Source organism: Acinetobacter nosocomialis (genome assembly GCF_041021905.1).
GTDB classification, from domain to species: Bacteria; Pseudomonadota; Gammaproteobacteria; order Pseudomonadales; family Moraxellaceae; genus Acinetobacter; species Acinetobacter nosocomialis.
Genome location: NZ_CP157432.1, coordinates 1,368,858 through 1,394,091, shown reverse-complemented (window position 1 = coordinate 1,394,091; position 25,234 = coordinate 1,368,858). Strand labels below are relative to the sequence as shown.

The following is a 25,234-nucleotide window of genomic DNA, read 5'->3' as shown; positions in this document are numbered from 1 at the left end:
GTCATGCAAAGTTTGTTTTCAGAACATTGGCATCTTGTACGTCATTTAAAACCTCAATTGCGACAGAATGTTGAGGTTTTACCACGTATTTTACGAGGCCGTGCTTGGTTTTTATTATTTGAACCGATGTCACAACGCTTTGTTAGAGTTAACCCCGAAACATGGTATGTGATTACTCTTTTAGACGGCAAAACTAATGTTGAACAAATATGGGATAAAGCGGCTGAATATATTGAAAAACAAAATGTCAATTTCGACCAACACTACCGAGCAATTAGTCAAAATGAGTTAGTACAATTACTCACTCAGCTTTATAACAATGACTTATTACAAACTGAGGTGTCTTTTGACTCTGAAGAACTATTTAAGCGCTATAAAAAACAAAAATTTAATAAATTAAAGCAATCATTTTTAAATCCAATTAGTTTAAAAATACCCCTGCTTTATCCTGATGCTTTTTTTGGTCAATTAAGTAAATTAGCTCGTTCCATTTTTAGTATATGGGGATTTATACTCTGGTTTTTAGTCGTAACTCCTGCACTTTTATTGCTGAGCGAGCACTGGCAAAGTTTAACGAGTAATTTATCGGACCGAGTGCTATCAACCAGTAATCTTTTTATTCTTTGGCTGACATATCCGCTTGTTAAATTAATACATGAATTTGCTCATGGTTTAGCAATAAAAGCATGGAATGGAAATGTCAGAGAAATGGGACTTATGTTCATTATGTTCATTCCCATTCCCTACGTCGATGCTACCTCTTCTTATCACTTTGTTTCTAAATGGCAAAGGATTGTGGTATCGGCTGCCGGAATCCTCACTGAGCTTTTACTGGGCGCAATCGCAATTTATATATGGCTATCGACTGAACAAGGCTTGATTCACGCATTTGCTTATAACGTCATTTTTATTGCCACTATTTCTACAGTATTAGTAAATGGTAACCCACTCATGCGCTATGACGGTTACTACATTTTGTCAGATTTGCTTGAGATTCCCAATTTGGCAGGTCGAGCGACTAAATATTGGATTTATTTATCGGACCATTATTTGTTTGGTGCAAAAACAGTACAGCCACCTTATGCAACTGAAAATGAAAGATTTTGGTTATTCATTTATGGTTTGCTGTCTCCTATTTACCGCATCACCATCATGTTCAGTTTAGTCTGGTTTATAGCACAAAAGTACTTTTTCTTTGGTGTGATGCTGGCTGCTATCTCTGGTTTTATGACTATTGTTTTACCTCTATACAAAGGAATAAAACATATTTATCAAGGAGCGACCTTGTCAAAATATCGTGAACAAGCCATTCAACGTTTATGGATTATTATTGCGGCAATTGTTCTTATATTTTTTATTATCCCGTTTCCATATTACAGTACTCAACAAGCTATTGTATGGATGCCAGAAGAATCGATTATTCGCGCGAATGAGTCAGGGCATATCCAAAGCATTAATTTTAAGAACAACCAGATTCAACGAAACCAAATTCTTTTTCAACTTTCTAACCCCGATTTACTTGAAAAATATGAGTTACAAAAACTTCAAGTTGAAGAGTTAGATTACAAGCTTAGACAAGCTTCTCTGGATGATCTGGCTCAACGTCGCAAATTAGAATATCAAAAGCAAGGTGCTGTTCAGCAGCTTCAACAGTACCAATATAAAATTGAACAGCTTCAAGTAACGAGCACAGTTTCCGGAAAATGGTTTGCTAAAGATGCTATTGAGATTAAGCAAAGATACTATAAACGTGGTGATATTATTGGTTATGTTATTAACCAACCAGCACAAATTGTTCGTAGTGCGGTTTTACAGCAAGATTATGATTTAATTCAGAACCGCTTAAAAAATATTGAAATCCGCTTTAAAAATCATTTTGATGTGATTTATACAGGGAAAATCATTAGAAGTACCCCGCAAACACAAAAGAAACTTTTATCTTCAGCCTTAGGTAGTCAAGCGGGTGGAAATATTACAGTTGATCCTAATGATCAGGAAGGCAAAACAGCTTTACAGAATTATTTTGATTTAGATATTCAACTGTCACAACCATTAGACTCTTCTGTTTTCGGTGATGTTGCATATGTTCGTTATCATTTAGGCTACTCGCCTCTTGCATGGCAGTGGACTAGAAAATTGCGTCAATTATTTTTGGAGCAATTCTATGTCTAATCTACGTGCCATCAAAAATATGTCACTGCACCCTTTTTATTTATCGAATGTGGCGCGAGTAGAACAAAAAGATATAGAGCTACATAAGCTTGAAATATTTTTTGCAAACTTATTAGGTTGGATTCCCGCAAAGAAAATTTCCAGAAGGCATATTCATAAATTTGCACAAGCAATAGCAGGTCATAAAGATGCTTTAAAAGAGCTGGACCAATCACAGCTTGTACAGAAATTTCAGCATACTGTTCAATTATTATCACGCGAGACCAATCATAATCAGTCTATCGCTTTAATATTTGCATGTGTTGGAGAAGCGATTTCTCGTGTTTTTAATATCTATCCGCATCCTGTTCAATTTATGGGGGCATATATATTACTAACAGGCAGACTTGCTGAAATGCCTACAGGTGAAGGAAAAACGCTTGTAGCAAGTATGGCCGCAACCATTATGGCTGCAACTGGTAATTTCGTTCATGTTTTGACTACAAATGCTTATTTGGCTCAGCGCGATGAAGAAGAATTACGTCCCCTATTTGAGTTTTTCCAACTCAGCAGCGGCGCAATTCATAGTGAAATGGAACTACCAGAAAGGAAAGAAAATTATCAAAAGCAAATTTGTTATGTCAGTGCAAATGAAATCGTCTTTGATTACTTAAAAGATCACATTTCTGGAAAAGGTACTCAACCTAGACAAATTGAAAACTTACGTTCATTGGCAACTGGAAAAGTCGCTGATGATACGATGATTGTACCAGCTCTACACTTTTGTATTGTAGATGAAGCTGACAGCGTATTTATTGATGAAGCCCAAACACCAATGGTGATTTCGCAAGAAACCGAAGGACTTATTGAAGCGCCAGTTATTCATTGGGCAATTGCCCAAGCAAGAGAACTTATTCGAGATGTCGATTTTACGATACTTGAGGCTGAGCACCATGTTGAAATAGAAAATATTTCTTCAGAAAAACAGGTTCCCTTACCTCAAGATGTCAGACCAATCTGGTATAACCATGCATGGAAAATGCTACTGGTTAAACAAGCACTCACTGCTTTATATCTTTATCATAAAGACCAGCATTATATTATTCAGGATAATAAAATTCAGATTGTGGATGAGTCTACAGGCCGAATTATGGCTGATCGCTCATGGGAACAAGGATTACATCAGCTCATCGAAGCTAAAGAGAATATTGAGCTCACCAAAGGCCGCGACACTCTAGCCAGAATGACCTTTCAACGTTTCTTTAGAAGATATTTACTTTTATCAGGCTTAACAGGAACTGGGCTAGAAGTTGCACGGGAACTGTGGATGATCTACCGATTAAAAGTATGTCAGATTCCTCCTAATATTCCGTCCAAGCGTAAACAATTTAGACACCGATATTTTAAAAATAATGAACAGAAATATCAGGCAATTGCAAAACATGCTAAAGCAATTGCCGATACAAAACGCTCAGTTTTAGTTGGTACACGTAGTATTGAAGCCTCCGAAGCTATTTCGGAAGCACTTTCCCGCCTTAACATTGAACATATTGTATTAAATGCCCGCCAAGATGCACACGAAGCTTCAATTATTGCTGAAGCAGGACACAGTGGAAAAATTACAATAGCCACCAATATGGCTGGCCGTGGTACAGATATTAAATTGCGTCCTGAAACCAAACAAGCCGGTGGCCTACATGTCATTTTGACGGAGTTTCACGAATCAGCTCGAATTGACCGACAACTTTATGGCCGAGCTGGTCGTCAAGGAGATCAAGGGTCATGTGTTGCCTATATTTCTGGTGAAGATCAGTTAATGCAACAAAATATCCCATGGCTTATAAAGTTTATAAACTTCATTCCCTTCATTTATTTGCAATATATTTTTTTAATTTTTGCGGTAAAACGTATGCAAAAAAAATGTCAGAAACGTGCTTACCGAAACCGTATATCCATGTTTAAACATGACAAAAAATTAAATTCTCAAATTGGCTTTGCAGGAAAAATGTATTAAATGAAATATTCTCTTATTGTTCCTATTACACTTCTTTTATCGGGTACGACTTATGCGGAAGCTATCAATTTCGCATGCATGATACAACCTGCAAAAATTGTTGAAGTACGAAGTCCAATTACGGGGGTCTTACAGAATATTCCTGTAAAAGCAGGAAGTCCGATTAAAAAAGGACAAGTTCTCGCTCAAATCGAATCGAGTGTTGAAAAATCTGCAACTCAATCTGCTTACTATAAAACCCAACTTAAAGGTTCAGCCAACATAGCAAGATCTAAAATTGAGCATGCTGAAAGTAAAGTACAACGTATGAAACAACTATTGGCAGAAAATTTCGTTTCCCGTCAGGCCTATGAAGATGCTTATAGTGAGCTACAACAAGCTCGCTCAGAGCTACAATCAGCTCAAGAAAATATCAAGCAAGCAGAATATGAATACAAACAAAGCCAAGCTGATTTAAACCGTAGAAAAATTTATAGTCCTTTTAATGGTGTAGTTATACAACAGTACATCCATGCAGGTAGCTTAGTCAGTCCAACTGAGGGTAAAAACCCAATTTTAAAAATTGCTCAAACTGACCAATTTAAAGTAAATGCAATTGTGCCTTTAAAGTACTTTAATCAAATTAAAAAGGGTCAAAAAGTAAAAATTGTCCCTGAAAGCCCATTTGAAAAGTTTGCTACTAACATTCAACTTGACCATGTTGATCAAGTCATTGATGCAAGCTCAGGTACTTTTAGTACAGGCGCAACTATCAAAAGTAATAGCGTAAAATTTCCAAGTGGTATTCGCTGTAAGATGTATTTATAACTTTGCGTTAACTTTCTTTTGAATGTATGAGTATAAAAAGACGTGAAGATCCTTTTATACTCATTCAGTATATTAACTTTCTAAAATATTTTGAATTTCTTGTTCCAGTCTTTCATGAAACTGCTCTACTGTCATATCTTTAAAATACCTATGTCTATTTACATAAGTCATAGCTTCACTAACCAATTGGTCATATAAAGGATCATTCACATATTTTGCCAACACTAAACGAGAGATTGTCCCCAACCCCGTAATATATTCTTTTTCATCACCATGGTTCAGCCATTGATTTAATGTTTCTATATCTTTATGTTTCTTTGCATCATAGATTAGAAAATCATGCACTTGGTCTAAAACATGTTTTAGTTGGCTTGGCTCACTAAAATGGCTTGGCTCACCTGTTATACCATGAACTTCTGGTAAATATTGTAAAGTATAACCATCAATTAAGTGCTGACGAAAAATACGAATAGCCTTTTCAACTGAGACTTGGATATAACTACAAAGACTAATATTCTGATACGCTAAAAAATCTTTTTTGTTTGAACATATTATTAATATATCTTCATAAATCTGTGAAGTGAAATCTCTATAATAATTATTTATTTGGTTATATTGATTATATTTTACTCTATTCGTAAAATCTAAAGTTTGTTTATTTAACTCTAACCATTGATCTGCAAATATACTCAATTTTTCTCTTGTAGGAGGAATCGCCTTAAACTGTTCAAGTTCTTCTTTAGTAACAGACTTTACCGCATCTAACATTTTTTCAATGCTTTGCTGATCAGGGAATATTTTTTCACGACTAAAAAATGTATATGATCTTGCATCAAAGGCAACCAAATCATGTTGGCGTAAAGTTTCAACTAAAATTTTATATAAATATTTACTTTTAGCCAACAGGCCTTGTTCAATACAAAATACATTTTCGGAATAATCAAAATAAGCTTTTACATTTGTAAATGAGCTGATAATTTCTTCATCAAAGTTAGCCGCTAGTTCTGACTGGCCCACAATGCTTTCAACTGCCAGTAACCAGTTTTTTAACTTGTCTGTTAAACCTGTTACTTGTGCATGAGTTGCATAATATTCTGCTTGTTCTAATGTAGTAATTTTCACATCAGGATGATGCTCATTTGCATCCCAAATATAAAATAATGATGACACGTGATTCCCCTTTCTAAATTTAAATTATAGATAAAGTAGGGATGAATGGATCATCCCTACTTTTTTAATTAAAACAATTGTTTCCAGTTTTGTTGTGCAGTTCGCTCCAAGGCTTTTAACCATGCGTCAGATTGCTCTTCCTGACCAAGTATAATCAGATCTTCGTCTTCATCTTTTGGCAGAATATTTAAATCTAACTGGGCTGAAAGCAGTGGAATTTGACATGACCAATGCGCTTTGACATGTAATGGAATAGATTCAACGTGGTTTACCCATGTAGAAACAAAACCATTTACCAATTGCCAAGGGCTTAAACATGCTTGTCCACCTAGCATTTTCACTGTGACTGTTTTTAGAGTACTCGTACTTTGCTGGTTACTTTGCTCAATTGATGTGGCCTTAATCTGAATAGTCATATCCTGATTAGAGTCACTTGCAAAGTGGATTTGAGTCCAGTCCCATAGTGTTATATCCACCAGTTGTTGAGTTGAACTTACAGTAGCGTAATGTGTTCCATCGGTGAGCACCGTACCTTGGTTAAAACCGCTAAGCTCTAACTTAAGTTGCTCTGAACCATCTTGGTCATTACTACGTGCAGCAATTATTGGTAAATAACTGGTTTGCCCAATCATTGCATAGACTAGATTTTCAGTTGAGGTGTAAGTTTCAACTAAGCGAATATTGCTTACAAAAGCAGTTCGACCAAATGTATTACCCTCTAGCTGTAAACGAATTGTACGATTACAACCATTCCCCTCAAAAGACACCTGTTGCTCTTGCCAATTTAATGCATTTTGACCGCTAGGAGCATCAAATACCGCGATCTGCTGCCCATCAACATAAACGCCGATACACCCCATATTTGCTGCTTGCCCCAACAGGCCAGCTAAATCAAAACTTAAGCTATAAGTTGTACCAGCAACTGTATTTACTTGACGTTCTATTGCAGTTTGCTGATATAGCGTATCTTTACCATCATTTAAACGAATCCAGATATTTGAGTTTAAACCTTGTAAAGGAATGTTTTGACCAGAAGTATTTTTGAGTTGATCACCAGAGTGCCACACTTCAAAGGCATCTAATTTAAACAATTGCTCTTTGTGTGTTGTCCAACCATCCAAACTCCAACCATAAACAACCGTCGGATTCTTATTTAGGATTGAATTATACACTCCACGCCATTCTGTATGGAAAACTTCTCGACTCGTTAGAGCATGCTGCGATTGATGAGTTTCCAAGCTTGGCGCATCTGCAACTGCTTCTACAAATACAGTAAGCTCCTGAGTAGATGTAGCAATACTTGAATTTGATTGTTCAATACTACTTGCAATGACTTGTAACTTTAACTCTCCACTAAAATCTTTTGGTGGTGTCAATTTCAAGGTATCGAGATTCCAATTGGTAATATCTACTATTGTATGCAGTTCAGTTACTATGAACTCATTTACACCATCATTAACTTTACTACCTAATGGTAAGCCTGCTAACGCAAGTTTTAATTGTTCAGAACCATCGTTATCTGTCAATTTGGCATGAATACTTGAGAGCGCAATGGGTTGATCTTCTTTACCATGATTTAAAAGCTTAGATTTAGATAAAACAATATTATCAATCATTGCTCCTCGACCATGTGTATGAGTGAGCGGAGCCTCAATGATAATTTGAAGATTTTGTATTTGCCCAGTTCCCGTAAAGCTAAACTGAATATTTTGCCAGTTCAGTTGATCATTAGGACTCGTATTGGCATAGCTTGCAATACGCTTGCCATCTACATAAATACCAATTTGAGTAAAGCTTTGGCTGAAACCTAGACGTCCTGCATAATCAAAAGTCAGCGTATATTTTTGTCCAAATACAGTTTGTACTTCACGCTCAATCCCTAAAGTTTGTGCCACAAATGCATCAGCATCATTGAGTTCTAACCAGTTTTGTCCAGCTACCGTCTTATTCGCATATACAGTAATCATCTGATCAGCTGCATTTTGCATTTGATCGCCATTACTCCATATTTCAAACCCATCACGTCCTGTTTGCGAACGATTAGGAGTTTTAATTAAGCGCCAGCCCTCCAAATAACGACGTTCTAAAAGTGTAGATGTCTTATCTTTATTTGGAGCAGCTTCCCAAGTGGTGCGGAACAATTCCTCTTGGTCTGTTTGCGGCTCGCCAATAACTAATTCTGGCTTATCGGCAACAGCTTCAATGTCAATAGTCATTACAGTGTTTTGACTTTGTGTTTTTCCATCTAATGCGACATACACAAATTGAGCATAGTGCTGTTTTTTGTTACCCAAACCTTGTGCGAGATAACCTTGACTACCCGAAGCATTAAGTTCCGGTATAAATCTTAATTTTCCTGACTCTATTTCAGACTGCGTAAATACATCATTAATTCGAACAACAACCCATTGACCTTCTGAAGTTAAGTGCTGTAACTGACCACTGGCTGGTAACTCAGTAATTTTAATAGTTATTAAATCACCATCAATATCACTTACCAAGAAGTCATTCCAGTGTAGTAGCAGAGCTTGATCTTCTGAACCATAAATAGTTTTCGGAACTGCTACTGGTGCATCATTTACTGCGTTTACTGTAATAGACACATTCACTACTTGCGAGTTTAATTTTCCATCAGTCACAAAGTAACTAAAGCTATCGGTACCAAAGTAATTTGCGTCTGGCACATATTGGTAATGGCCATTTGCTAACTGCTCTAAACGACCATGCTGTGGTAACGCGCTGAATTGGGCAGTCAGTTGGTCGCCCTCTGCATCATAAGCACTTACTAATGGATCGAAAGCTAAAGTTTGATCTTCATCAGTACTTATAATCTGTTCATGTAACACAGGGGCTGTATTTGATGCCAATACATGAATAGTAAAAGTATAAGGTTGTGAAGATTCTATACCATCCGTTAACACAACGCTAAACGCATCATCTCCAACAAATGCTTTATCAACCAAATAAACATAATGCCCTGTTGCTGCATCATAACTGATCACGCCATTCTGTGGCTGCTGGGCAATTTGTACAGTAATCGGGTTGTTCTCAGCATCTTGAACATAGGCATCAAAATCTAATACCAATGGCTCACCTGCCACAATTTCCCATTGCGGTTGTGTATTGAATACTGGCGCATCATTTACTGCGTTAATCTCTAATTGCACTGTAGCAACTTTAGATTGTTGACCATCAACAGTCGTAAAATAATAGCTAAACTGGTCTTGACCAAAATAATTCGCGTGCGGTACGTAACTGAACTCACCATTGGCAAGTAATACTAATTCACCATGTTGTGGTGCTGTTACTAAAACGACATTTTCAATTGATTTCCCAATCAATAAGTCATTATTTAATACATTGCCTGTAATGGTTGTATCTTCATCGAACTGGTAGTGATCATTCACTGCTAATGGTTCAGCGACTAAACGGATATTGTTGAGTGTGACAGAACTATCTGCTGCACCAAAGCCAAGTAAGTCGAAAGATAATAAAACATCTCTACCTGCTAGCGCTTGGTCTAAGTTAATAAAGAAAGTTTGGCTACCATCGCTATTGATTACTCGCTCAATTCCATGTGCCAAATAGTTTTGACCATTTGCCTGTAGATTAAACAAGGCATCGGTATTGTTCAGGTCACTCACCTTAAACAATGCTTCGCCAGTATGAGCATCTAACAATGCCACCTCAAAAGCATCATCTGGACTATTGTTATAGTCTGCTAAATGTTGATCTTTTACAGTGAACGTTAAGACCTTATCTTGTGCACCAAGTTTAAAGGCTTGTGAAAGATTAGTATGTTGTTGATGAGTTTCATTTAAAACAATATCTTCTTGATTTTGTTTTATTTCTCCAAAAATTTTCCAGCCTGATAATCCAGTATTGGTATTTTGGAACATCTGCTGAATTTGTAAATTTTGACTATTCCATAAAGGTGCCGTTTTAGGGTTAATACTCAAAGCACCCACTACAAAATAATGAGTTGGGTCATTATCTTCTTGTTGAGTATTTGATGGTTTTTGCGCTTGCCAACCTTGTAAGTTTTGCTGAGTTGGTAATAAACGTATACCTTGTTGAATAAATCCACCCATTAAATCTTGACTAATAAATGTATCAGTCAAACCAATTGTATGCCCCAACTCATGAATAAGTACCGTAAGTAAATCAATTTGAGTCGATATCTGACTATTTGAAGCCACTCCATAATTTTGGGTGGAATTCATTGTAAACTCAGTATGTTCAAATGGAGATTCGTCTATAAACCAACCATAGCCTGCTGCGTTTGGTGATAAAACAATGTGATTGCCGTTTTCTACATAAGCAATTGTTCCATTAATATTAATATCTTGAATAGATAGGCTAACCTGATCAAATAATGAGGCATCTACACCTAAATTAATCCAATATTGCTGAGCCGACTCCAACAAATGCTCTATTGACACACGGTTAAGCTGATACTGCTGTTCAACTATATTTGAAAGAAGTATCTGCATAGCCTGATCTTGATTTTTAGCTCGCTTCACCGTCCCATCTGCAAATTGAGTATAGTTACTACTATTCACAATATAATATTTATCATATGGATTCGCTTTTTTAATGTTTTGCTCAGCCGTATCAGAAGAAGTAGTTTTTTCATAGAAACGTAAATACAATTCTAGACTTTGGTTGACCCCCACAGAACCACTATTTTTTTGGATATTACCTTGTTTTTTAAGATAATAACCGCCATCGTCTGCTTTTGTGATAATATTAATTCCAATATCTGATTGTATTTCCTTAAGTCTTTTAATTAAATCTTCATTAAAAATCCGAATAACGATTTCTTCATTTTCATCATCCTGTTTCAAAATATCTCGATAAAGATATTTTTGATTTGGTTGATAACCAATTGAATTTTTGATTTCTTCATACAGATTATCTAAGAGTTGGGCATTTAAACTATTTATTCCATCTTTGACGGCATCTTTCATATATTGCTGTAATGAAGACTTTGCTTCGACAATTTGCAGAGCCATATTTTTAGCATCAAAGTAAAGTCCATCAAAATAGCCACGAACTGATTGTTCATACGCGCCCGTTTTTGAATCTATAAACTTATATACTTTTGGTACATAAATATCTTTACCGTCTGCATCTTTTGACTTGACATATAGCTGATAATTAACCTGTCCAAAATACTCACCATTTGAAAGATTATGCGTTTCTTGTATATGCTTTTGTACAGCTTCCTCATGTAGGCTGCCCATCCATTTAGATTCACCATAAGGAGAGGTTTCATCATTTAAATAGCGATGTAATGTTGTGCCATCATCAAACTCCACAGCTAACTGTTCTGCCAGCAGTTCATCGCTAGCACGCTTAGCAATCTCATGCTCGTCATAACGTCCGTCTGTCAATAATACTTTCAATGCAGCAGCATTTGACTTCAACTTACTGGCTTTCATATATAATTGACTTATTTCCGTAAGCTCGTGCTGAATTACAGAAGCAAATAAATTTTTATCTCTTAAAGCCTTAAGATTTAAGTCAATTTCAATTGTATCTCCCCACATTGCATCAAATACAACTTCGTTATTTTCAGATCTCACATTAATTGTGAAACCAGCCATAATTTTATTTTTATTTTCTAAAGCACTCGTATCATAAGTGTAGTTGTACTGATATTTTTCCCCCTTTAAATCTTTCTTAGTAATGTAATGATCAAATAAGTAACTTAAATTTCTGGTATTGATCTGAATCGTTTTCCACAGCACTTTAGATGATGTAACAACATTACTCTCTACCACTAAACCTTCATTTTCGCTACCTGTTGGGCTCATAGGTAAATATAGTTCTATGGCAACTTGAGCAAAACCTTTACTATCACTAGTTTTCTGTCCAGTTGTTGATAATGTTACAACTTTCGCTTCAACGAGATTACTCCAACCTGCAAATAAAATTTTGCGGTCGATTAAATCTTCTAAATACTCCTTCAATAAACTTGCTTGCGTTGTAGAATCATATTTAATGCCATCGCCGTTCTCTATCAGATCTTTAAATATATTGTAAGTCTTGTCAGTTAGAATGGAATTACCACCAACAAAATATGAATCCGTATTTTTACGCTTTTGCTCTTTTTTCTCCGAACCACTTGAAGTACCTGAACCAGGGTTAGTCACACCACTTGATTGAGAAATTATTGAAGATACAGATGCAATAGCTGCTGTAGTCGCTGCAACTTGTTTAATCGTCTTCGCATTCTTTGCAATCGCATCTCTAATAGCAGTAGCAACACTCTTTTGTATTTTTACAATCTGATTTTGCTCTTTAATGATACTTGAAACATTTTTAGTTGCTACAGATGCAGCCGTTGCAGCTAAATTTTTAGATCGTTGTAGACTCTGTTTAAGGAGTTGAGGACTAACCTCTTTTGCGATTTGAGCAGCAGTACGGAATGAACTTCTGACAACATTGGTCGCCACCACAGTTTCTGCTTTAGAAGCCATATATATAGTATTTGGTGGAGCACCTTTAGTTAAACTTAAGATTACAACCAAAGCCTGCCCAGCTCCTTTTAATGACATCGCATTATCAGTGAGCTGGATTTCTACATCTTCACCGTTTAATAAACCATTTAAAGATTCTAAATTAATTGAGTCGTTTAATGCTTCAATTGAAATTGTTGGAGTTGGAAAAACAATATTTAATTGATCCAACATCCATTTCATATCTTTATTTAATAGATGCTCCCCTAAAATTGAAAGTCTGAGCGTAACTTCAATCTCTTGAATTGACATATTAATGAGCTGGCTGAATACACCAAATAACTCGGTATCAGCTGTAGTTAAAGCAAATTCCGCACTTTTAGCATCAGCAAATGTTGATAAGAATAGCTGCTTAGCAATATCAACTTTTTCTAATTCCGGAGTCGCTGAACCATACAAGTTCTTTACAAGCTCGACTTGAACCATAGATGAAATATATAGATTTTTTGCATATTCTCTAACTAGAGAATTTCCTACTGAACCCATAGATTTAATGTCAAGACCACTATAATCAGGTTTTTCTGAAGAAGGTGTAGGTGCAGCTGGTTGATCATCCTTATCTGATTCAGAATGTAGATAACTATCTAAATCAAATATAGAACTCTGCTCATGTGAATAACTTTGAATAGTTTTCACAGAGTTATAGAAAACATTAGTTCCTGTTAAATCATCAAATCGAGAAGGTAAAGCCGCATCAATTGGCTTTTGAGTATCCACCTTACCAGCTTTAATAAACCTATCAGCAGAATCTAATAAGTCTTGAACATTCCAGACAAAAACACTTCTAAACATCCGTGAATAATAGCTATCATCAGGGCCTCCCATTTCATCCATCCAGACACTAGCTTGTAATAAACCATTATCAGTAATAGTCAATGTCTCTATAGATGCACCAATAATAGGTATTGTTGAACCAATAAACATTGGTTCACCATAATACCCAAATGGGTCTTGGATAATCCCTATTTTCCCACCTATTCTTTTGTTTACACCCCACATACCATACTCTGATACTGAAGTATCATTAAACCAAAAATTATAATCAGCAACCAAAGCATACATCATATTGTTATAATTGACTAAAACGACATCAGAGGAGTTTTGAATTTCCTGTCTATTTGTTCTAGCTCTTGGATTATAGTCTCTTTGAGTATAGGTTGGCTTTAGTCTAATTTTTTTATGCACAGAAGATTGCGTGAGATTACCTTGGTTATCCAAACCAACTTTAATGGTGCTTACCCCTTGATTTACATCTCGCAAACTCGTCATTATAAACTCACCTGCATATAACCCTTCGGCAATACGCATTGGACGCTGACCTATATTACCTAGGTCAATGGCATTAATAATATCTACCCCATTATTGTCAGTAAATTCACCTTGATAATTTATTTTATTTAAATCAATTACATAAATATCACCAACAGGGTCTTTTGTCCAATAAACTGCTCCGCCTATCCCACCTAGAACACCACGATTTGAAACTGATGCAATCACAGCCAAGTAACGTCCATGACTAATTGCCATATCTCCAAAGCCAGTTACAGCAGCAGTCGAAATATCTAAACTTTGTTGTACTTTTAGAAACTCTGTTGATAACTCATCAACATTAATACGAATCAGTGGTGACGGTCCATAACTACTGACATACAACCAACCATCATTGTATAGAAGTGCAGAGATGTATTCGCCTGAACTATTAACAGTGATAGAATCTACGATTTTATAAGAAATCATATCTAACACATAAATTGTGTTTCTCCCCGCAATAAATGCTAAGGTTCCTTGTTCATTGTATGTAATTGGATCAGTTTTATTTGATGGCAAATATAAGAACAATCCATTGCCTTTTTCATCAGCATTAACAATACGCTTAACTCCAAAATCTGAAGTTTGCTTACCTTGCTCTGTAATAATAATTTCTTTATTACTCAATGCTATTGAAACTTTTGGTGCTTGAACTTTTAAACTTACAAAATCTGAGTATTCAGAATAATCACTCGCTATTCGAATACCATTATCTGTGTAAGTATATAATTTCTTCTCGAGGTAAATGTTATGTAAACCTAGAGCAATACCATCATCTATTACAATTGAATACGTATTTCCACTTTTCCAATTAGCTTTATAAGACTTCCATATGAGCCCATGTTCTGCTTTATTGCGTGGATGGTCAAGTTGATCACCTTGTGGAACCAACCATATATTTAGATCAAATGCATTAGATACATTTTGTACATCAACAGTTAACTCATTTGTATTTGCATTAAATGAATATCCAGAAATACTTGGTTCCTCTACATTATTATTTTTTGGAACTTCAATTTTATTAATGGTTATTCCACCATCATCTTTATTTACTGGCACTTCTTTACTATAGCTACCTGCAAGCGTATAAGTCACGACAGAGAAACTATCATAAAGTGTGAAAGCAGAGTCTATCGCTAAACCTACCAAACCACCACGACCAACGCTCATCACAGCATTAGCTGCCATACTATATATGAAGGAATAATCAGTAGATGACTGAACAATTGTCATTGCTCCAGTCTTTTTATCCACATTTTTTATCCGTGTTGTAATAACCACTGTTCCTGAAACTGACACGCCTCCAAATGGCGGACTTGCTGTTCTTGCCATCCCTTTCGCATCAACAAATCCATTATCCAGTAACCACCATGTTTCACGTTCAACGCCATTGGCATCAGTAAATATACCTTTCCTCCAAAACAACACCTCTGTTCCTTCATTCAGCTGTTCTGTACTTCCTGTTTGAGGATCAATATAAGAATCACCAACTTTGATTCCGAGTTGTAATGGTTTAGTTGCAGTTTCACCAGATAAATCAATTGTGAAAGCACCTAAACCAGCTAAATATTCTTTGGCTGGCAATGGAATACCAACGCTATCTAAAGCAACTTTTTCGATTGATACGGCTGTACCATCAGGTAAGGAGCCTGAGGCAACCATAAGAATATTCCCCGAAGAATCAGATGTAATTCCTCCCTCTTTATTCGATACTTTAATTGTACCCAAGAGTTCTTGCTGAACATTAAGTACAATTTCTGTCTGCATATTTTGATAAATAATCGTGATTTTTGCTTTGCCAAGTACTTTAGGAATCACTAAACCGTCTGCTGTAATATCTGCAATATTACTATCACTAATATAGTATTTAATCCCTGTAGTTGCTTGAGAAATATAATTACCATCAGCATCATGAACTTTGAGCTGTCTTGTAGCAGAAAGAGGTAAATTTACTGCTCTTGGATAAACATCTACTTCAAAACCATCTTGGTCAGCATAAGGAGTATAAATACTGTGATCAACAGAGATGACATTCACCCCCTCAATACCTCTAGCAGACACATGGACTGTGGCAATACCCGACTTTTTCGTTGTGATATTACCTTTGGCATCTACCGTAAGCACATCTGGGTTATCGCTCACAAACTGTAAATAATCAGCAGTTAAGGTAACGCCCTCTTCATCTGCAAAATCACCTCTTACATGCAAGCCAGCACTATTGCCCAAAGCGACAGCAGCTAACCGCTCAATATGAATTAAGACTAGTTTTGCATCGCTGACATATATTTTCAGTTCAATTGGCTGTCCTTTGCTATATCCATCATCAGCTTGCAAAGTTACCGTTGCGTAACCTGAGAAACCTACTTCAGGTTTAAAACTTAAATTTTTACCATTATATGAGAGCTGAGCAACACCATGAGTACTGCTTAAGATATTCCAATAAACTGCATCACCTTCGCGATCAACTGCGATCTGGTCTAATTGACCAGTTACAGATAAATCACGATGTGTTTTTAACGCTTGCGTCCCTTGCGGTACAACGTTGACAGGTGCCTTATTTGATTTCCAACCATAGTTTGCATACAAAATTTGTAGATCAGCATGATTAATAAGACCATCACCATTTAGATCAAACTGATTTTGTCCTTCTTGAGCTTGTTGCAACAAGGTACTATCTAAACCATCGACATTACCATCATGGTTAAGATCCCCAACAATAGACAGTCGAACGGCGACTGCACCAACTCCACTTATAGCTAATTGCTTAAAGCCTGCTGACGTAATACGTACTAGGGTAACTGTATGGTCACCATGTCGTTGTTGTGACACAATAGTTGCATCGGCAACATTAATATTTTGAACATTACCTTGAGTTTCAATTGCAACTAAAACAGCTCCTGTTGCACCCATCGCTTTAATGGTTGATGCTAGTTCTGATTCACGAATAGCAAAATCAAAATATTGAGTTTGATTATTTAGATCGCCTTGCCATTGTGGTGCAGAATGGTTTTGATTCAACCAATCAACACTTGCACCTAAATAAGCTATCGCTTTTTCTAGACGGACTTCTCCTGTTGCAGTGTAACTATAGCGTTGAACTACTTCTCCAGTGATTAGATTACGTACTAACTCAAGTTGGTTGGCACTATTGTATTTATACAACAAGCTGACCTGTTCACCTTGAATACCTTGCCCAAGAATCTGGCTAATACGGCCTTGGCTATCACGTTTAAACTCAATACTTTGAGAGGTTTTTCCACCTACCAATACAATATTATTTTGACTAACAAGCCATTGCTCGCCTGTATTAAAGTGGATGGAAAGCACTTTGCCTGCTTGGTCTAGTAAATAACGTGTACCATCTGGTGCAGTCAGATTGAAATAACTCGGAACCCAAGCCAGACCTGTACTTTCGTTATATAAACTCTGACCTTGTTGAATCAAGTTGTCGATATGAAGATCGGCGGAGCTATGTGCAGTCAAACTCCAACCTTGCACATTACTAAACTGTGGTGTGAACTGATGAATACCCTTATTTTCGCCAGTCACATCTTGCGTCTGCAAATTCAGCGTAAAGTTCAAATATTGAGTTTGTATTGCAGTTACACCTGTTAAACCTTGTGGGATTTGCAACCAGACTTTTGCTCCAGTTTGCCAAGCAGCAACAGTACCAACACTGTTATTTAAACGTTGGTTATGAGTCAGTTGGGTATCAAATAGTCCAGTTGTCCAGTTGGAGAAATCACCATGGCTATCTGTCGTAATTGAGCGAACCAGATCAATTGTTTGTGAACCAATTTGTAAGCTAGCATCTACATATGTTGCTTGATTCAGTTGTTTTGTGACGCTATTGATCTCAATATTGGCATATAGCTCTTCAACTCGACCAACCAAATCCCAAGCAGTTAAGCGTAATTGATATGCTCCATTTACAAACAATGCTGGATCAATTGTAAAAATATCTAGCGTTTGATTGCTATAACTTGCTTTCAACGACACATCTTGCAAGGTATGCCATTGCAATAGTCCTGTCGTATTACGGGCAATTTCTAATTTATAGCCCATAAGCTGCTGTTCTTTAATTGATGCAGTCAGGTCAGTAATGTTTTGTACCACAATAGGTGCCGTCGTAATTGCTGCACCTTTAAGTTGTCCTTGCCATGTTAAAACTGGGGCCAAATTATCTTGCGGATCTTTAACACGAATTGTTTGAACTTGTTGCTGACTAAAACCATCAATATCTATAGCAGTTGCACGGATTTCTATAAGTCCTGGCTGTTGCCCAATCAGTTTAATTCGCCCAGTAGAATCCAAGCTTGCGACTTGCCATTGATCAGTTCCTAACGCACTGCCTCGAACTTCAACCATAGTATTAGCAATAGCACTAAAGCTATCCGCTCGTACCGTCGCTGTGACAATTTGTCCTGCAACCACTGGAATTGCCGGGGTAGTTTCAATATGTAAAGTAGGTTCATAAGCATTACGATCTGCAACTACATTAAAGGTAATTGCTTGACGAACCGTATCATAGCCATCTGAAACTTTAACATAGGCTACAAACTTACCAATTTGCCCTGCATTTGGTATCCATGATAAGCGTCCTGTAACAGCATCGTAGCTTGCGCCTTGTGGCAATTGGTCAAAGCTTACAATCAAACCTTGAGTCTGCGCTTGGCCATCAATATCAGATACATAAATATTTCTATTATTGTTTAAGCTATTTTGAGCCGACTTCACAATGTCAAGTTGGAACTGTTGGCCTACCACTAAAGTACGGTTACTACTTTGAATTTTCGGTGCCTTATTCACATCAAGAACACGAACCTGTACAGTTTTGAGAACAGATATTTGTCCATCAGTCACCATAAATGTCAGGTCAAACGCCTTCTGATCACCAAATTGGTTATCGACAATATTATTCGCTGGCGTCCACTCGACGTAGCCTGTCGTTGCATCAACATAAATATCTGCTGGCGTATTAGCATCATGTACTAATTGGTAACGCAGCGCATCATTGTCACCATCTTGTGCTAATAAATTAAATGAAAGGGTTTCACCTTCATAAACCAGTTGTAATGGCAGGCTTGTAAATACAGGTTGTTGATTAACATTTGCAACCTGTATTTGGACATTACGATTAAGTTTGGCACTACCATCGGTTACAGTTACGGTAAAGTTGTAGTTACCTAACTGGCTGCTTCCCAAACTGCTTTGTGCAGCAAACATAGATGGCAACCACTTCAATACAAGTTGGCTTTGTCCATTACCTAATGCTTGAGTAGTGATATTGACACCTTTTGGTAAAGCACTAAATGACCAGTAGAGTTGATCTAGATCAGCGTCCTTAACCGTCATAGTCCATGTAAGCGGCTGTCCTTCTTGTGCCTGAAGAATAATTTGATCTGCTTGTTGTACAACACTTCCACCTTGTTGAACCTGTATATCAAGTAATTCTGGCGTAAGATTAGTTGCCCGTACTACTATGCGAATATCTTGTGCAACTACATTTGGTACAGCGACAAAACCTTCTGGAACTGGATAACCTAAATCTTTTGGCGGTAAGCCCTGATCTGATACCTGAACGCTTAAATCGTATTGACCTACTTGATTTGCCGTTGGAGTCCAGACAATTTCTGCATAACCATATTTAGCACTTTGAACAAGTTGTGCACCCGCAGGTAAACCCTGCACGATATAATTTAATGTGTCCTGATCTAAATCGGCTACAGTTATTGGTACACGTATTTGTTGCCCAACTACGGCGACGTTTCGTGTAGGCACACTGAGGTTAGGTGCTTCACTATAGCTTCTAACTGTAACGACAAAACTCTTACGCTCTACCTGTACTTGATTAATATCGCCATCACCATTATCTCTTGCTGTCACGGTAATCGTGTAATCACCTCGGTGACCTGCTTGCGGAGCAAAATGGATTACCCCCTTAACATTACTACCCGACTGGCTTTGAGTATATGTCGCAAAATTTGGTAAACCTTCAATTTGCAATTCAATCGGGTTACCATCTTTATCTGTTGCTGTAATTGGAATTTCAATCACAGCCCCTTTATCAACAATTATACTTTGAACATCACCAATTTCAGGTGTACGGTTCGCATTAAGTACATTAATGGTAAAAGTGCGTTCTGTAGAAAGCGGTTGTCCAGTACCGTTACCATCATCAGTTGCAACCACTTTAATCTTGTAAATGCCTGATTGTTGGTAATTTGGATTCCACTCAATTTCCAGTGTTTCAGGGTCAAATGTTGCTCCTTCCGGTAAACCTGTTACCTCATAACTTACGGAAGCAGGAACATCAGACATTTGAACTGCTTTGCTTTGCGGATGCGATTTAAAAGCAGGTTCAAACCCTGGATTATCTGGATCAAAAGCAAATATATTTAAACGAACACTTGCACCTTCGAGCACAGTCCATGTTGGACTAGATTCAAATTGAGGCGCAGCATTAACATTGTTGACCACCAAAGATAATGTTTGCGCTGCAACTGTGCGAACAGGAATACCGCCATTAGTTGGGGTATATGTTGCCACTAAGCGAATTGGAATATCATAACTACCCGCCTGTGCATAACCTGGAGTCCATTCCAACCAACCTGTATCTTTATTTAAGATCGCACCATTCGGTAACCACTCAGCGCTATAGTTCAGTTTAATATCCTGACCCGCATATTGCATTAGTCCATGTGGTAAGCTTCCTGCTAACTGCAAACTAAAACGCTCACCTTCACGCAATTGCTGTGCTGCCACTGGCAATAACACAGGTTTTTCATACCCTTGTTTTACCGTAATATTAAACTGATAACGGCTTTCGTGTTTTCCATCAGATACAACTAACTCAATATTTTCATATTTACCGGCCTGATCATAAGCAGGTGTCCAAGTCAACATACCTGTAGTCACATCAAACTCAGCCCCAGCAGGTAAATTACGTACCACCATACTGATACGATCACCATCTTCATCTGCAGCCAATAGCTGTTGACTGAGACTTTGTCCTTCAGTTAAGTCGATATCTCGTATGGTAGTAATAACTGGCACATGATTCGCACCATCAACTTGAATTTTAAGTCGCTTAAGTGCAAAACCTCCGCGGCTATCAACGACTTTGACTAGAATTTCGCTATCTACGCGATCTTGAGCCGTTGGTGTCCAATGCAACTGTGCATGTGACTGATAGCCTTGATCAGAAGCTTGTCCTATATTCCCAGCATCGATACTGACACCTTTCGGTGCTTCTACAATACTCCAGTAGAACTGTTTACCATCCTGATCAGTGGCTGTTAAATCTAAATTCCAGCTCTCATTTACTTTGGCCTTGAGTTTAGTTTCATCATAACTAATTACAGGTGGCTGATTATCATAAGGAAGTGCATAAACTTGGTGTGTCAGATCAAATTTTAATAAGCGAGCTGCATCGTTAGATAATGCTAAATCTTCAGCTTTAACTACAGATACAGTAATGCCTGTGAGTTTCTCTCCAACTTTTAGAGATCCACCATGAGCCTGTAAATAACTGCTGACGTCGAGTAACCATAATTCATTTTGGATACCTTGCCCTTGCGTTGCCGAGACAATCCCGCCATTAAAATAATGCCCTGGATCGAGTAATAACAACAATGGACCTTGAATATTATCCTGACCGATATTGGTGATTTTTACATCATAACTCACTGTACCATTTAAACGGTCTGCACGAGTTTTATCAAACTCAATGCTAACGAAAGCACTGTAATCGGTCACGGTAGTGAAAGCTGCGGTGTACACTCCCTCTAGGCGAGTTTGTTTTACACTTTGCAAATTAGATGACACTTCAAGACGCCATTGTCCAGCTGCAATATTTGGCAAAGTTAAAATGACACTATTGGTTGCGTTATCCCATTGCACAGACTCAGGAGACAAGACTTGATTAACATTTTTGCCCATCCCAACAAATCGGTAATTTGTTGGATTTAAAACACTCGCAATATCCGTACTATCATTTCCATTATTTCCTAACCACATTGCTTGATCGAAAGAAATAGTTGCATTAGCAAGTGGTAGTGGAATATATGCCCCATCCTGAATTGAACTCGCAGTAATAGTTGGTGCTTTGAGTAAGGCAATTTCATCAATGCGATTGGTTTGAGCAACTAAAATACGCTGGTCATGAGTAATCAGGATTGCTTCACCACGGGAACCACCTTGAGCCAATTGAACCGCTTGACGTTTTGCCAAGCTAATCATCCAAACAGCGGCATTATCCAGTTTTGGCAACGACTTACTACTATTGCTTAATTGTTGGTTATTATTTGCAGAAGCAAATAACAAACCTTCAAATGCAGTGCCCTTTTGACCAAAGACTAAACTATCAATTAAGCCATTTAACGTATATTCAACTTCGGCACGGCCTTTCGTTTTCCCAGTTAATGGCAAACTAATAATATCGGTTTTACCTAAATGAGACAGAACATTAGCACTCGTCCAACGTACAGCCCATAAACGCCCATCTGGTGCGAAACTTAAATCTGAGACTAATGCATTAGAGAAGTGTGTCCATTGCTGTCCTTTTGGCGCATTAGCATCAAAAATCTCAATACCATTTCCTGAAGAAACATAAATACGATCGGTTTCAGGCTCAACCGTTAACGCATGTGTTAAAGGTTCATTATCAGGACCTTTAATACGCTCAATAATCTGACCAGTTGAATAATCCAACAACCACAACTCTTGGCCAGTTAATACCCATAGTTGGCCCTTAGAATCTAAGGCCATATCCATAATCGGCTGTTCAAAAGTATAGAGAGGTTTTTGTTTGGTGCCTCCATGCTCCCCATAAATAAACAACTGATTACGATATTGCCCAGCACTGACTAAAATACGATGGTCAGGCAACTCAACCATTGCGAGTGCGCCTACTTCACCTTGGCTAGCATTAAAACCACTAGCAAATGCATTTAAAGTGAATGGAGATAATACTGTATTTAAATCGGTGTTTTTATTTTTATCCGTTTGACCCACTAGACCTTTTTGAGCCTCTGCAAAAATAGTGTTATTTAAATAACTACGATCTTGTGTTGCTTGAGGGATTTGCGCAGTTTGTTGCAATGCCTCATTACTACCAATTTGAGTTAGTAGTTGTTGACGTGAACCATCATCTGGAATTACTGCGTTAGATACTTTAGCAATTTCCTGATTACCTGCCACATCTGTAGCTACCGCTAAAAATTCGTACTGGGTACCTGTTTGCCCTACAAATAACAGCTCACCATTGGCTTGTGTCAGCTGCTTCTGCCAAATCTTAAAGTCTCTGCCATTTTCTGCAACATACAATGTGACATGTTTAATACCACTTACATCATCTTGTGCAGACCATTTGACTTTGTAATGTACTTGATTTTCAACGGTACTTTGCTCAGATACAACCTGTACTGTAGTAACAGGACGTTGATTATCTAGAATATACGTTGAACTTTGACTATCAACAGGTGGTGTATTATTTAAATATATACGCGCTTGCGTGATAATTTCTTCATTAGATTTTGCCGTCTCCGCTGCTTGAATGGTATAACCAACAAAACCTTTGTTATTTTCACTCAATTTTAATAAACGATGTAAATTTTGCGTTGAGACTTCACCTGTATTTGGATCAATCGCTTGAATCAACCATGTAACGATATGGCTTTCAGTATCAACACCTGCACTGACTCGTAAAATAAAGCCCAAGCTACCTGTAAAATCGAAGTCACTGCTAAAACTACTACGATTTTCTGGAATATGAATATTAATATCACCAATTTTCATATCCGTTAAACGTAGGCTATATGGATCTAGCTGCTCATCAATAGCTGTAACTAACCGAATTTCATGAAGTGACTGCTCGGTAGTATTTTGGAAATTTAGTTTAAATGGTAACGCCGTCTCACTCGGGACATAGCTCTTACCATCAGTATGTGGCATTACTGATGGGCCTTGTACATACACCATATCGGTATTTACAGCGGCCATTTGCTGAAGATATTGACTCAAAGCAAGTGCTTGGGCACCTATTGGGCGGAACTTCTCATCCAATAATCCTAAATGACGTAAATACTCTAATTGCGACCTATCCCCAGCAAAAATATTAAAATTGATAAAGTGCTTATTACTCTCATTACTTAAGATAAGATCTTCTTGAGTAATATTTTTAGGAACTGGGCTTAATGCAACATTTCCTTCATCATCTATACGATATTCAGTATATTCAATTTGAGCTTTCAAAGCTTCTGGATCACCAGCTCGTTTAGAAGTATCACCATACCACTTTTGCATTTGTTCAAAGAAAGTCAATACGCTTGCTTTCGTTTGGAAATTTTCACCAGCTTTCGATAATAAAATGCCACTTGCTAAATTTGCAGTAAGACTAAGGACTTGAATACTTTCTTTAACAGCTGGTGCCTGATTTTCAGGTCGTAATAATCCTGCATCTTCTAAAGCAGCTAACCAACCCTGTGTCCATTGAGCTTCATCTGCTGCTAATACTTTCAGACTTGTACTAGCAGAAGTATCTTTCAAAATTGCATCACGCATTTTCAACGCATGCTTGATTTGATCTTGAATAAATTCATTGCGGGTAATCGGAGTTGCCGCTGCAGCAATATTAAAGCGGAAATCTAATGCTAAAGTTTCTTTTTTAGTTAAGCGTTCCTTTGGATCTAAGAAACGTGCTGTAAGTCCACGTTGAATATTATCAAGATCTGAAACACCTCGATCTAATAGACCTTGTAATTTCCACTCTGGATGTATGATATAGAGTTGCTCACGTAACCCTTCAAAATCCATTTTCATCCATTCGGCTAAACCTGGATAAGTTTTAATATTAAAGGTAAATCCAGTATATCCGGCAGCATTAACATCAAAAGCATAGCCAGGTGCCAAGTTAATTCCAGCAGTATTTAATGTTCCATCTAGGCTTGCCCACGGAATTTGACTAATTTTACTTTTATCTGTTGGAGTAACACCGTATTGCTGTGTATTTGCCTGATCGCCAATGACAATACCTGCGGGCTGCCCCCCTACATTTGAACCAAAAATTAAGAAAGGTAAATTTAGCCCTTCAATAAGTGATTCGTTATAACCCATCTCCACAGCACCAATATCCAGACGGACATAGGGTGTATCAACATTGGTTAAACTTTGAAGTGAAACGCTGTAAATACCTGTTTCACCTGGGGCGATTTGGCTTAACCCACCTAAACCAATAGTAACATCTGGTTCAATCGCACGT

5 protein-coding genes (1 of these 5 running past the window's edge) are annotated in these 25,234 nt (G+C 37.4%); 3 read left to right on the top strand and 2 right to left on the bottom strand.

Annotation, left to right across the window (positions count from 1 at the left end; all coding sequences use genetic code 11):
* Nucleotides 1–3 precede the first annotated feature (3 nt).
* From ABLC00_RS06380 to ABLC00_RS06370, 3 genes are read left to right on the top strand one after another with little or no spacing between them, the layout of a single operon-like run.
* Nucleotides 4–2,172, top strand: a complete 2,169-nt coding sequence (locus ABLC00_RS06380) for a site-2 protease family protein (RefSeq protein WP_033846159.1) — start codon at nucleotides 4–6, stop codon at nucleotides 2,170–2,172.
* Nucleotides 2,165–4,165 (top strand): hypothetical protein, encoded by a 2,001-nt coding sequence (locus tag ABLC00_RS06375; RefSeq protein ID WP_045127003.1) that lies wholly within the window; start codon nucleotides 2,165–2,167, stop codon nucleotides 4,163–4,165. The genes ABLC00_RS06380 and ABLC00_RS06375 overlap by 8 nt, the downstream gene beginning before the upstream one ends.
* Complete coding sequence (locus ABLC00_RS06370) at nucleotides 4,166–4,972, top strand: efflux RND transporter periplasmic adaptor subunit (RefSeq protein WP_033846160.1); 807 nt, start codon at nucleotides 4,166–4,168, stop codon at nucleotides 4,970–4,972.
* A gap of 72 nt (nucleotides 4,973–5,044) precedes the next feature.
* Here the strand turns inward: ABLC00_RS06370 and ABLC00_RS06365 are convergent, their stop codons facing one another.
* Nucleotides 5,045–6,142 (bottom strand): hypothetical protein, encoded by a 1,098-nt coding sequence (locus ABLC00_RS06365; protein WP_033846161.1) that lies wholly within the window; start codon nucleotides 6,140–6,142, stop codon nucleotides 5,045–5,047.
* Between the two features lie 68 nt (nucleotides 6,143–6,210).
* Nucleotides 6,211–25,234: the 3' portion of a CARDB domain-containing protein gene (locus tag ABLC00_RS06360; protein ID WP_111937050.1), read on the bottom strand. 18,425 nt of this gene lie beyond the right edge of the window; the window shows 19,024 of its 37,449 coding nt (coding positions 18,426–37,449); its start codon lies off the right edge, out of view; the stop codon is at nucleotides 6,211–6,213.